The organism is Lysinibacillus sp. NPDC094177, from assembly GCF_050279145.1.
Classification (GTDB): Bacteria; Bacillota; Bacilli; order Bacillales_A; family Planococcaceae; genus Lysinibacillus.
In genome coordinates this window covers 19,467-33,100 of the sequence record NZ_JBNNTW010000008.1, presented here as the reverse complement: position 1 = coordinate 33,100, position 13,634 = coordinate 19,467, and the positions used below count along the sequence as shown (strand labels likewise).

Annotated in this window: 11 protein-coding genes; all 11 read left to right on the top strand. The window is 38.9% G+C overall.

All coding sequences use genetic code 11. The features are described from left to right. Positions 1 to 276: 276 nt before the first annotated feature. The 11 genes from ACQKNC_RS14130 (at position 277) to rpmI (ending at position 13,619) form a co-directional block, all read left to right on the top strand. Complete coding sequence (locus ACQKNC_RS14130) at positions 277 to 708, top strand: DNA polymerase I (protein WP_427425467.1); 432 nt, start codon at positions 277 to 279, stop codon at positions 706 to 708. A gap of 206 nt (positions 709 to 914) precedes the next feature. Continuing rightward, complete coding sequence (gene polA / locus ACQKNC_RS14125; RefSeq protein ID WP_427425466.1) at positions 915 to 3,542, top strand: DNA polymerase I; 2,628 nt, start codon at positions 915 to 917, stop codon at positions 3,540 to 3,542. A 12-nt stretch (positions 3,543 to 3,554) separates the two neighbouring features. Beyond that, positions 3,555 to 4,427, top strand: coding sequence for a bifunctional DNA-formamidopyrimidine glycosylase/DNA-(apurinic or apyrimidinic site) lyase (mutM, locus tag ACQKNC_RS14120; protein WP_427425465.1), 873 nt, complete (start codon positions 3,555 to 3,557; stop codon positions 4,425 to 4,427). A gap of 13 nt (positions 4,428 to 4,440) precedes the next feature. Further along, positions 4,441 to 5,037, top strand: a complete 597-nt coding sequence (gene coaE, locus ACQKNC_RS14115; protein ID WP_427425464.1) for a dephospho-CoA kinase — start codon at positions 4,441 to 4,443, stop codon at positions 5,035 to 5,037. Between the two features lie 568 nt (positions 5,038 to 5,605). Beyond that, the gene (locus ACQKNC_RS14110; RefSeq protein WP_427425463.1) at positions 5,606 to 6,628 is read left to right on the top strand and encodes a glyceraldehyde-3-phosphate dehydrogenase; all 1,023 of its coding nucleotides are present in this window, start codon (positions 5,606 to 5,608) and stop codon (positions 6,626 to 6,628) included. Between the two features lie 206 nt (positions 6,629 to 6,834). Then, positions 6,835 to 7,305, top strand: a complete 471-nt coding sequence (nrdR, locus tag ACQKNC_RS14105) for a transcriptional regulator NrdR (protein WP_049667519.1) — start codon at positions 6,835 to 6,837, stop codon at positions 7,303 to 7,305. A gap of 18 nt (positions 7,306 to 7,323) precedes the next feature. Then, positions 7,324 to 8,691, top strand: a complete 1,368-nt coding sequence (locus ACQKNC_RS14100; protein ID WP_427425462.1) for a replication initiation and membrane attachment family protein — start codon at positions 7,324 to 7,326, stop codon at positions 8,689 to 8,691. A 24-nt stretch (positions 8,692 to 8,715) separates the two neighbouring features. Beyond that, complete coding sequence (gene dnaI, locus ACQKNC_RS14095) at positions 8,716 to 9,645, top strand: primosomal protein DnaI (protein WP_427425598.1); 930 nt, start codon at positions 8,716 to 8,718, stop codon at positions 9,643 to 9,645. A gap of 644 nt (positions 9,646 to 10,289) precedes the next feature. Continuing rightward, the gene (gene thrS / locus ACQKNC_RS14090) at positions 10,290 to 12,221 is read left to right on the top strand and encodes a threonine--tRNA ligase (RefSeq protein ID WP_427425461.1); all 1,932 of its coding nucleotides are present in this window, start codon (positions 10,290 to 10,292) and stop codon (positions 12,219 to 12,221) included. A gap of 662 nt (positions 12,222 to 12,883) precedes the next feature. Further along, entirely contained in the window at positions 12,884 to 13,387 is a 504-nt protein-coding gene (gene infC, locus ACQKNC_RS14085; protein ID WP_024363824.1) for a translation initiation factor IF-3, read from the top strand. 31 nt (positions 13,388 to 13,418) lie between these two features. After that, positions 13,419 to 13,619: a 50S ribosomal protein L35 gene (rpmI, locus tag ACQKNC_RS14080; protein WP_004226312.1), complete on the top strand. Its 201-nt coding sequence runs from the start codon at positions 13,419 to 13,421 to the stop codon at positions 13,617 to 13,619. The last annotated feature ends 15 nt before the right edge of the window (positions 13,620 to 13,634 follow it).

Sequence of the window (13,634 nt, the reverse complement as noted above, 5' to 3'; positions counted from 1 at the left end):
CTTAGACTCACCATCTTTAGAGGTAGAAGTCTTCTATTGAATGAAGATAAATGGCATACGTTTTAACAATTATCATCCCCGACTTTTGATGATGAGCAATTTATTTTAATTTCTATGGTCTGGTTTTAGGTAATGTTAACCATATTTATTATAAAAATCTTTCCAGAATCAATGGCATGTTATGAAAATGATAGAAATTTATAATTTTGTGTTTCGTATATGACTATTATCTGATAGAATGATAATGTTCAGAATTAAAAAATGGGGGTAATAGTTGTGAAATTGCAAATTAGCAAGTGGCTCCAAAATTTAGGAATAGCCTGTAGTATTGCATCGATATTTACACTTTTCTTCCGTCTATCAGATTTTGCATGGATCACAAAAAGTGTTTATCATATACCAGTATTTTTTGTTATTTTGTTTTTATTAGGTTTAGTCATTGCTGAAGATGTACGAAAGATATTTAAAAGAATATTTTGGTACGAAAAACGTAAGGTCAAGCGTCCTATTTGGCAAGTAGGGATTGGCTGCATTTTCTTCTTAGCGCAAATCGGCACAGTAATGGTGTTTAATACAGAGCTTACACATCCGCAGCTTGGTGGTATGCCATTATTTTTAGTATTTGCCTTTATGAATGCCTTTATTTTGACAGTCATATATGAAGAGGTTTTCTATCGTAAAGAAAAAACAAGTAAAGTCAGTGAATAACATCTGAGAAGTCAATTACAATGAGTGATTGGCTTTTTTTTGTGTAGTCGATTAGAAGCAAATATATTGATGTAGAAAATTTGGCGATTTTCAACGTTATGATTGGTAAAAAAACCGTTTTCTCGATAAAGTAAAAGGAAGAGGCGTTTTCAAACATACGTTTTCGTTTTACAATTAAGAAGACGACAACGCAGGAGGATAAAATCATGACAAAGGAAAAATTGCTATTATTGGACGGCAATAGTTTAGCATATCGCGCGTTTTTTGCGCTGCCATTATTGACGAATGATAGTGGAATTCATACAAATGCAGTGTACGGCTTTACAACAATGCTTCAAAGAATATTAGAGGAAGAGCAACCAACGAAAATTTTAGTTGCCTTTGATGCGGGTAAGACAACCTTCCGTCATGAGACATTTACGGAATATAAAGGTGGTCGCCAAAAGACTCCACCAGAATTATCTGAACAGTTCCCTTATATACGTAAGCTTATTGATGCTTATGGTATTAAGCGTTATGAGCTTGAATTGTACGAGGCGGACGATATTATTGGGACACTTGCCAAAGAAGCTTCTTCACAGGATATGGATGTCATCGTAGTATCGGGAGATCGTGACTTAACACAGCTCGCGACTGAGCAAGTAACAGTTTACATTACTAAAAAAGGTATTACTGAAATTGAAATAAATACACCAGCCTTTATTGCAGAAAAATACGGCTTAACGCCTCAACAAATTATTGATATGAAAGGTTTAATGGGGGATTCTTCAGATAATATCCCTGGCGTACCAGGTGTCGGTGAAAAAACGGCGGTTAAATTGCTGAAAGAGCATGGGTCTGTAGAGTCACTTTATGCGGCAATGGATAAGGTGAAGGCTTCTAAAATGAAAGAAAAATTAGTTGCTAATGAAGATCAGGCACTAATGAGTAAAAAGCTAGCTACTATTTTTACAGATGCGCCGATTGATATTACGCTTTCTGACCTTGCCTATAGTGGTCCGAATGAGGAAGAATTAATTAGCGTGTGGCGAGAGCTTGGCTTTAAATCATTGCTAGAAAAAAGTGATTTTACTGTCCAAGAAGAGGAACAAGCACCTTTTGACTATGAAATTGTGCAAGAAGTAAAACAAGAGCATTTAAAAGATGTAATGGCATTGCACTTGGAGCTAGAGAACGAGCATTATCATACTTGTCAGCAACTAGGCATTGCACTAACGGATGGAACGAAAACAATGTACGTGCCGTTTGATATTGTGGCTAAATCAGATGTCCTTCGCCACTGGTTAGAAGACGCTACTAAAATTAAGTACATGTCTGATTCTAAAGCTTCTCAGGCTGCGTTAAAACGTGCGGGAATACATTTAGCTGGTGTGGAATTTGACTTATTGCTTGCTTCTTATATTAATAATCCTGCGCTAAGTGGAGATGATGTGGCAACACTTGCGAAAGAACTAGGCTATCGTAATGTGCAGGCAAATGAGACCGTTTATGGTAAAGGGGCGAAACGAGCTATACCAGCTATAGATGTACTTGCTGAGCATGCCAGTCGTAAAGCCTTTGCTGTGTGGTCTTTACAGCCAAAGCTTGAGACATTGTTAAAGGAAAATGAACAGTTCGAACTCTATAAAAACTTAGAACTTCCGCTTGCTTCTATTTTAGGGGAAATGGAAAGTGAAGGTATTACGGTCAATCGTGCCACATTAGAGAAAATGGGGCAGGATCTAAATGACAAACTAGTTGTGATTGAACAGGAGATTTATACGGAGGCAGGAGAAGCCTTTAATATTAATTCACCAAAGCAATTGGGTGTTATTCTCTTTGATAAACTAGGTCTTCCTGTTATTAAAAAGACAAAGACAGGCTACTCCACTGCAGCAGATGTATTGGAAAAATTAAAACCAGAGCATGCCATTATTGAGCATATTCTTTTATATCGTCAGCTTGGGAAATTACAGTCAACTTATATCGAAGGCCTGCTAAAGGAAATCCATGAAGAGGATAGAAAGGTGCATACTCGATTCCAACAAGCACTAACGGCTACAGGGCGTTTAAGCTCAACTGATCCGAATTTGCAAAACATCCCGATTCGTTTAGAAGAAGGGAGAAAAATTCGTCAAGCGTTTGTGCCATCGAAAGAAGATTGGATTTTATTTTCTGCCGACTATTCGCAAATCGAATTGCGTGTATTGGCCGACATGTCGAAGGATAAAAATTTAGTCGAAGCTTTCCGTGAAGGTATGGATGTTCATACACGTACTGCAATGGATGTATTCCATGTCTCAGAAGATGAGGTCGATAGTAATATGCGTCGCGCTGCAAAAGCAGTTAATTTTGGTATTGTCTATGGTATTAGTGACTATGGCTTATCGCAAAACTTGGATATTACTCGTAAGGAAGCTGCTACATTTATCGAGAAGTATTTTGCGAGTTTCCCAGGTGTAAAACAATATATGGATGATATCGTCCAAGATGCGAAGTTTAATGGTTATGTGACAACGATTTTAAATAGACGTCGATATTTACCTGACATTACGAGCTCAAATTTCAATTTACGAAGCTTTGCAGAGCGTACTGCGATGAATACACCAATTCAAGGAAGTGCAGCTGATATTATTAAAAAAGCAATGATTGATATGGATGCTCGCTTGAAAAAAGAAAATATGCAAGCAAAACTCCTATTACAAGTGCATGATGAATTAATTTTTGAAGCACCTAAAGAGGAGATTGCATTGCTTGAAAAAATAGTACCAGAAGTTATGGAGAACGCAATCGAGCTTTCAGTACCATTAAAAGTAGATTTTAACTACGGTGCGACTTGGTACGAAGCAAAATAAGGAGGGGTTAAAATGCCTGAATTACCAGAGGTTGAAGGTGTCGTCCAGGCATTAAAACCTAAGATTGAAGGGCGTACAATTCAACAGGTTCAACTATCTGAGATTATTCGTTTTTCCTTTGGGGAGGGAAAGCAATGTATCGTGAAGCAAGCTGAGCCTGATGCATTTGAAATATCCTTGTCTCAAATGACGATTACAAAAATCGAACGACGTGCAAAATACATCTTTTTTCATTTGCTGAAAGAGGAGGTCCCTTATGTGCTTGTTAGTCATTTAGGGATGACAGGTGCATGGTTTGTGGTGAATTCACCTGAGGAAATCCAGGAGGAGAAATTTAAAAAGCATATTCATGCTACATTTCAAATGGCAGATGGTGGCTATTTAATTTATTCGGATATACGCCGCTTTGGTGAACTACGATTTTTAACAAAAATTGAGGATCATGCACCATTAACAAAAATGGCGCCAGAGCCATTCGATGAAATAGCTTGTGATTATTTTATTGCGAAATCAAAGTTACCGAAATATGAGAAAAAGGCTGTTAAGGATGTAATTATGGATGGGCAGGTTATTTCGGGCTGTGGCAATATTTATGCTACAGAAGCATTATTTGCTCAAAAAATTCATCCGGCCCGCACATTGAACCGCATTAGTGAAAAGCGTAAGCGTGCGTTATTCGAGGCGATTGTCGCTATTTTGCGCCAAAGCATTGAAGCAGGAGGTTCGACTATTTCAGATTATCGTAATATCAATGGTGAAGCTGGAAGTATGCAGAATCGACTGCAAATGTATGGGAAGAAGATGTGTCCAACGTGTGGAACTGCAACGAGCCAAATGACGATAGGTGGGCGCACATCAGTCTTTTGCCCAAATTGTCAACATTAAAGGGGATTTAACTATGATTATCGGACTAACAGGAAGTATTGCGAGCGGAAAAAGTACAGTAGCAAAAATGATGACAGCACTTGGCTTACCGATTGTCGATGCAGATATTGTAGCGCGTGATGTTGTAGAACCAGGAACGGAGACTTTAAAGTTAATAGCTGAAAATTTTGGACAAGATATATTGCTAGAAGATGGTAGTTTAAATCGTGCCAAGCTTGGCGATATTATTTTTCACGAGCCTGCAAAGCGTAAAATGTTAAATGATATTATGCATCCTGCTATTCGTAAGGAAATGTTACGACAGCGTGATGCTTATTTAGAGGCTGGGGAAAAGCATGTTGTAATGGATATTCCACTGTTATTTGAAAGTAAGTTACAGCATTTTGTCGAGCGTATTATCGTTGTATCGGTTAGTGAAGAGGTACAGCTCCGTCGATTAATGGAGCGTAACAACTTATCGAAAGAGGATGCACTAGCTCGAATACATTCTCAGTTACCAATGTCAGTCAAAGAAAAAGGTGCCCATGCGGTTATTTATAATAATGAGAATTTAGAACAAACAGAGCACCAATTAAAAAAAATCCTGACATATTGGGACGTAATTAATTAAAAATCTGTAAAACCATTCGATGCGTAGCAATGACATATTGCTACGCTTTCTTGTTGTTTGTTTCAATGATATTAAGGTGTCATATTAAATAAAGTATGGCTCTTTCAATAAAACGAGGGTTGACTTCCGTTCCGGCTGGGCGGCTCGACGCTCGCCCACAGGAAGCTCTGCTCTGCGCGAAAGCGAAGCGTCAGCGACAATGTTTTATCTGTGCGAAAGCGAAGCGACAGCAACAATGTTTTATCTGTGCGAAAGCGAAGCGACAGCAACAATGTTTTATCTGTGCGAAAGCGAAGCGACAGCAACAAAGCGAGTAGCCTGGAACGGAAATCACCCGATTTAAAGTGCCACAACATTCACTATGAGATGCGTAGCAAGAACATTTTGCTATGCATTTTTTGGTGGATTTATACCATAATAAGGACTAATTTAGGCGATTTTATTTTTCAGAAAATAAGAACTTTAATATTATGAATATATAATGTTCATCTTTTTTAAAATTGTGTTATACTAATCACCATAAAGTATATAATTAATTTGAGTATGTACTCACAGGAGGATTTTATAAATGACAGTATCAGTTGCTATTAATGGTTTTGGACGTATCGGACGTATGGTTTTCCGCCAAGCGATCGTGCAAGAAGGTTTAAATATAGTTGCAATTAACGCTAGCTATCCAGCTGAAACGTTAGCACATTTGATTAAGTATGACACAAATCACGGAACATTTGAGGGTTCAGTTGAACCAGCTGGCGATGCTTTAATTGTAAATGGTAAACGCGTTCAAATTATTAGCGAACGTGACCCATTAAAATTACCATGGGCAACAATGGGTGTAGATATCGTTATTGAAGCAACTGGTAAATTTAATGATCGTGAAAAAGCAGCAATGCACTTAGAAGCAGGCGCAAAGAAAGTTATCTTAACAGCACCTGGTAAAAACGAGGACGTAACAATTGTTTTAGGTGTAAATGACGAGAAACTTGATATCGCAAAACATGATGTTATTTCAAATGCTTCTTGTACAACAAACTGCTTAGCACCAGTTGCCAAAGTATTAAATGACACATTTGGTATCGAAAGCGGATTAATGACAACAGTTCACGCTTATACAAATGACCAAAAGAATTTAGACAATCCACATAAAGATTTACGTCGTGCACGTGGTTGCGCACAGTCTATCATTCCAACATCTACAGGTGCTGCAAAAGCATTAAAATTAGTGTTACCAGAATTAGAAGGCAAAATTCATGGTATGGCACTTCGTGTTCCAACACCAAACGTATCATTAGTTGACCTAGTAGTTGATTTAAATACTGATGTAACTGTAGATTCTATCAATGCTGCATTTGTGAAGGCTGCTACAGAAGGTCCAATGAAAGGTATCTTAAACTTCTCAGTTGAGCCTCTAGTATCATCTGATTACAATACAACAACTTACTCTTCTACAGTTGATGGACTTTCTACAATGGTAATGGGTAACCGTAAAGTAAAAGTACTTGCTTGGTACGACAATGAGTGGGGCTATTCTGCACGTGTTGTTGATCTAGTGAAAAAAGTGGCAAAAGCTTTAGAAACAGTTAATGCATAATAACAATTAGACGGAGCACATTGAAATCCCGGTGATTTCAATGTGCTTTTTTTATTTAGGAAGCAGTTTAAATTTCGAATCTATGCTTGTACTTTCTCCTTTCAAGGTTTATCATGAGCACACTAGCGTGAATGCGCTTTTCTTACGCGTAGGAAATTTGTTATAATAGAAATATTAAATTGTTGTGAAATCAGGAGAGTAATTATATGAGATGTCCATCTTGCCAATTTAACGGAACGCGTGTTGTGGATTCGAGGCCTGTAGATGATAATAAAGAAATTCGTAGACGTCGTGAATGTGAGTCATGTGGCTTCCGCTTTACAACGTTTGAAAAAATTGAAGAGACACCGTTAGTTGTAGTGAAAAAGGAAGGTTCACGAGAAGAATTTAGCCGTGAAAAGGTACTTCGTGGGCTTATTCGTGCTTGCGAAAAACGCCCTGTTTCTCTTGAAGTTCTTGAGGGATTAGTAATGTCTATTGAAAAAGACCTTCGTCGCATTGGGAATTCTGAAGTCCGATCCGAGGATGTAGGAGAAATGGTAATGGATCGCTTAGCGAAAATCGATGAGGTTGCTTATGTGCGCTTTGCATCGGTTTATCGTCAATTTAAGGATATCAATGTTTTTATTGAAGAAATTAAAGAGATTATCCAACGTCAGACAGAACAGAAATTATAGGAAAAACAGAGAGGGTGAATGACGTTGATCCATTTGTATAAGGAATTGCAGCCCGCCGATCCTTTTGATATTCGTCTACCTCATGCACTTTCTACGCAGGAACGTCAATTAGTAACGCTTTTTTATCAGCCTTTAATTGGAGCGGAACCAATCAGCCTTTATTTAACACTTTGGGCAGAAGCTGAGCAAATGCCCAGCCAACAAATGACACATTATTTTTTAATGAATGTGCTAGGGCTTCCTATTGGCAAAGTATTTGAGGCTCGTATTGCGCTCGAAGCAATTGGTCTGTTACGCACATGGAAAAAAGAAGATGCTGAACAACGAAGCTTTTTATATGAGCTGATACGTCCACTTGATGCAGATAGCTTTATGAAAGATCCACTGCTCTCGATGTTTTTATTTAGTAAAATTGGTGAGCAGGCTTACCGGAAGTTACGTCAGCGTTTTATTCCATCTGCAAGAGATGCAGAATATAAAGATGTATCACGTGCCTTCATAGATGTTTTTAAGCCTGTAAGTACAAGGATTCCAGATGATTTACAAGCTGATGCTAGTAGTAAGGATAAACAGCAAAAGGTATATCCGTTTTATTTTGACCAGTTTGACTTTGAATTGCTGCAAGCGGGCTTATCGGAGCAACTAGTCCCGGCAAGCCTACTAACATTTGAGGTACGTGAATCAATAGCGAAATTAGCATTTTTATATCGCTTAACTGCACTTGATATGCAAAAGGTAGTGATTCTTGCATTAGATGATGACCTAGGTATTTCATTGGAACGTTTACGTAAGGCCGCTGCAGATTTTTATAAGCTAACGGTATCAAAAGAACCACCAAAGCTTGCTAGAGTAAATGAGCCATCATCTATAGAGGAATCGGGCCAAAAAACAAAGGATCAGGAGCTTCAGCAATATTTAGAAACTACTCCCCCAGTGCAAGTACTGCGAGATATCAATAATGGCAAAGAACCTCTACAGACCTCCGTGCAGCTTGCTGAGAGTTTAATTGTCCAGCATGGAATGCCAGTAGGCGTTGTTAATGCTCTTTTGGAATATGTAATGTTAACAACTGATATGAAGCTACCTAAAAAATATGTGGAAACGATTGCGGATCATTGGGTACGTAAAAATATTCAAACAGCAAAAGCAGCAATGGAACTAGCACGTCAAGAGCATGATAAGTACACTACGTGGAAAAATAAGCCGCAGTCACCAAGGAAAAGTAATCAAAGTGCTAGAGGGCGTTCAGGAAATCAACGTGAAGAAAAGGTTCCTGAATGGTTTTACAAACGTAACGAGCAACAAGAAGAAAACACTTCAAGCACGATTGATTTTGAGCGAGAGCGTCAAAAGATATTGGAGATGCTAGGGAAAAGTGATAAGTAAGGAGGGTGAACGACAATCGAACCAATTAATGGACCATTAAAAAGAGCAATTAATGTACCATCATTTCAAGAACGTTATGAAGCGATGCGTCGAGAAATATTAGAAAACCCTCGTGTGCAAGAATTTTTAGCAGAGCATGCAGATGAGTTAAGCTATGAAACAGTTGAACGTAATTTACCGAAGCTTCATGAGTTTATTAGTCAATCTACTGTCTGCTGCGGTTGTGACAATACAGAAAGTTGTACAAACTATTTAAAAGGTTTTTTACCATCTTTACGAGTAGTCCGGGGTGCCGTTGAAATTGATTATGTACGATGTGAACAAAAGATGCGTGAGGAGGAACGTCGTGATGTAGCCAATATGATTGCGAGTATGCATATGCCAAAGGATGTGCTACAAGCGACCATTCAAGATTTACTGATTGACGATGAATCTCGTGTCATGATTGCTCAAAAAGCGGCGCAATTTGTGAAGGCGACTGTGGAAACAGGAAATCTTCCGGCAAAAGGTTATTATTTATACGGTAAATTCGGTGTAGGGAAATCCTTTGTTTTAGGAGCACTTGCGAATGAATTAGCCTCTATCAAAATCCGTTCTGTAGTCGTTTTCGTGCCTGAATTTTTACGAGAAATGAAAAATGCAATTGGCGATAATACGTTGAATGAGAAAATAGATTATGTGAAAAAGGCACCAGTACTAATGCTCGATGATTTAGGAGCCGAGACAATGACCGCTTGGACGCGAGATGAAATTCTGGGTACCATTTTCCATTACCGTATGGCTGAGCAATTGCCAACATTCATTACATCTAATTTTAATTATGATGAGTTGGAACATCATTTAGCACAGTCGCAAAAAGGTGACATTGAAGTCGTGAAGGCTGGACGTATTATGGAACGTGTCAAAGCCTTGACGGAGCCAATTGAAATGCGTGGGAAAAATCGCCGCATGTAAGATTGACTGTTGCATTTTGCGACAATCGAGCGTATACTGTCACATATACTAAATTACATCTTTCAGCGGTTTTCCAAATACCCACTAAAGATGTTAAAGCCTCCGGCGGATGTCACGGAATCGGAAATGAGTTCATAAAGGATGTTAGCCTAAAACCATCGCATCCATGCGATAACGGCTAACTGACCTGCATCGTGCAGGCCTAAGCACAAAGTCGATTCTAGACGCAATATGCCGAGGCATAATTAATCAAATGCATTGATGAGGACATGAATTTTGTGTAACGGCTTTTAGAGAGGGAAGTCATTGGCTGTAAGCTTCCTAGTTCGAGCGCACTATTTACTACCTGCTGAGCAGCGAAAGGGATAATCTTTCGCCGGTCCCTAGCCCGTTAGCTAGCCTTGAGCTTCGTCTGACTAGAAAAAGTCGGAAGGAAGAAGGGTGGAACCACGAGCATACAGCTTCGTCCCTTTCGTAGGGACGGAGCTTTTTTATTTTTTGTTCATTGGAAAATAGTGGGGAGATGAATGCGGATATAGTTCCTTTTCGGTGGGTGTCCAAACACCGGCAGAATAAGGATAAACTCTCGGGATTCTTGGACTTCAATCATGCATCATAACAAAACTAGAAGGAGTGCAAACAAAATGTCAGATATGATTAAATTAACTTTCCCAGATGGCGCTGTAAAGGAATTTGCAAAAGGTACATCTACTGATGACGTAGCATTATCAATTAGCCCAGGACTTCGTAAAAAAGCATATGCTGGTAAAGTAAACGGTGTTTTAGTCGATTTAAAAACACCAATTGAAGAGGATGCTTCAATCTCAATTATTACACAGGATGATGAGGAAGCACTGGAAATCTTACGTCACTCTACTGCACACTTAACAGCCCAGGCGATTAAACGTTTGTTCCCAGATGTTAAACTTGGTATTGGTCCAGTTATTGAAGGTGGCTTCTACTACGATATTGATGCACCAACACCAATCACTGCTGAAGACCTACCAGCAATCGAAAAAGAAATGAAAAAAATTATCGCTGAAAACCTAGAGATCGAGCGCAAAAATGTTAGCCGTGCAGATGCACAAGCGATCTATGAAGAAATTGGCGATGAGTACAAATTAGAATTACTTGAAGCAATTCCAGCTGATGAGCAAGTTTCTATTTACTATCAAGGTGAATTTTTCGACCTTTGCCGTGGTATCCATGCACCATCGACTGGCAAACTTCGTGAGTTCAAACTTCTTTCATTAGCAGGTGCTTACTGGAGAGGTAACTCAGATAACAAAATGCTACAACGTATTTATGGTACAGCATTCTTTAAAAAAGAAGATTTAAAACATCACTTACAAATGCTTGAAGAAGCAAAAGAACGTGATCACCGTAAAATCGGTAAGGAATTAGAATTATTTACAACTTCTCAAAAAGTTGGTCAAGGCTTACCACTATGGCTACCAAACGGTGCGACAATCCGTCGTGTTATTGAACGTTATATTGTGGATAAAGAATTATCTCTAGGTTATAAGCATGTTTATACACCAGTACTTGGTTCTAAAGAACTGTACCAAACTTCTGGTCACTGGGATCATTACCAAGATTCTATTTTCCCACCAATGGAAATGGATAATGAAACATTAATTATGCGTCCGATGAACTGTCCTCACCATATGATGGTGTACAAAAACAGCATGCATTCTTATCGTAACCTACCATTACGTATTGCGGAGCTTGGTACAATGCACCGTTACGAAATGTCAGGCGCTGTTTCAGGCTTACAACGTGTACGTGGGATGACTTTAAACGATGCACATATCTTCGTTCGTCCAGACCAAATTAAAGTGGAATTCCAAAAAGTAGTACAGCTAATTTTAGAAGTTTACAAAGACTTCGATTTAAATGATTACTCATTCCGTTTATCTTACCGTGATCCAGCAGATACTGAGAAATACTTCGATGACGATGCAATGTGGGAAAAAGCACAGAGTATGTTAAAAGAGGCAATGGATGAACTTGGCTTAGATTACTTCGAAGCTGAAGGTGAAGCTGCATTCTACGGACCTAAACTTGACGTACAAGTAAAAACTGCAATTGGTAAAGAAGAAACTTTATCAACAGTTCAACTTGACTTCTTATTACCAGAGCGCTTTGACTTAACTTACGTTGGAGAAGATGGTAAACCACATCGTCCAGTTGTTATTCACCGTGGTGTTGTATCAACAATGGAACGCTTTGTTGCCTTCTTAATCGAAGAATATAAAGGTGCATTCCCAACATGGTTAGCACCAGTCCAAGTTGAAGTTATTCCAGTTTCAAACGAAGCACACTTTGATTATGCAAAACAAATTGAAGAGCAATTAACTGCAGCGGGCTTACGTGTTGAGATGGATGACCGTGAAGAAAAACTAGGCTACAAAATCCGTGAAGCACAAATGAAAAAAATCCCGTATATGCTTGTTATCGGAGACAAAGAAGTAGAGGCTGGTGGCGTAAATGTACGTCGTTACGGCTCAAAAGACTCAGAAACAATTAGCTTCCAAGACTTCTTAGCTAACATCAAAGCAGAAATTACAAAATAATTTTAATGATTTTGCCGGTGAATTCGATTAATAAGAATTCGCCGGCAATTTTTGAAGGGTAATTTTAATTTTATTTATGCCATTTATATAAGTTGATTGGAGTGGAGGCTTGGAGACTCCTTGGGGATCAGCGATATAGAGGAACGAAGGCTAAAAGCATCACGTCCTGTGATAACGCCTTTGTGACCAACATCCTGTTGCCCCGATGCCCACAGGTAGCTCTGCTCTGCGCGAAAGCGAAGCGGCAGCGATAAAAGCGCCCAGCCGTAAAGGAAATCAACCTCACGTTATGAAGATGAACCATTATAATAGTTTAGATTATAAATTTTTAGGTTATTTTATTAATAATAAGCTAAAAAATATTTGACAGCTTATAAAAGTACATGTTAATATAGTTAAGGTTAATGAATACAAAGTTTGTGGTTGAAGTAGAGGCTGCCCGCTTCTCACCTGATACAACGCTTTTAAGCTGTGAACAGGTATGACACGTTGAATTGTTTTGCGCAGACTTGCGCATGCACATATAGCGGGCGGACATCTTCAAAGTGTCCGTCCTTTTTTTATGGACATGACAAGAGGATGTACCGTTCAACCGGGCAAGGCTTTGCCCAAACCATGTATTCGCGACAATTACTTGGAGGTGGATTACTATTAGCAAAGACATGTATGTAAACGAAGGCATTCGCGCACGTGAACTTCGATTAATCGATCACAATGGTGACCAGCTTGGTGTAAAGACACGTAACGAAGCGCTAGAAATCGCCACTCGTGTAAACTTGGATCTTGTCCTTGTGGCCCCTCAAGCCAAGCCGCCAGTCGCTCGTATCATGGACTATGGTAAATTTAAGTTTGAACAGCAAAAGAAAGACCGTGAAATTCGTAAAAATCAAAAGGTCATCGTAATGAAAGAGGTTCGTCTGAGCCCAACAATTGATGAGCATGATTTCCAAACGAAGCTACGTAATGCGATTAAATTCCTTGAAAAAGGTGATAAAGTAAAATGTAGCCTACGTTTCAAAGGTCGTGCGATTACACATAAAGACATTGGTCAACGTGTGTTAGATCGTTTTGCTGAAGCTTGTGCTGAAGTATCGACGGTTGAACAAAAACCGAAGATGGAAGGCCGAAGCATGTTCTTAGTTCTTCAACCAAAGAACGAGAAATAATATTAGACGAACAGTTTAGGAGGAATTCGACATGCCAAAAATGAAAACTCACCGTGGAGCTGCGAAACGTTTCAAAAAAACGGGTTCAGGTAAATTAAAATACGACCGTGCTTATGGAAGCCACTTATTCGCAAACAAATCTACGAAACAAAAACGTCACCTACGTAAAGCAAACATCGTTTCATCTGGTGACTTCAAACGCATCAAATCTTTACTTGTTTACATGAAATAATTGACTAAAAAATAC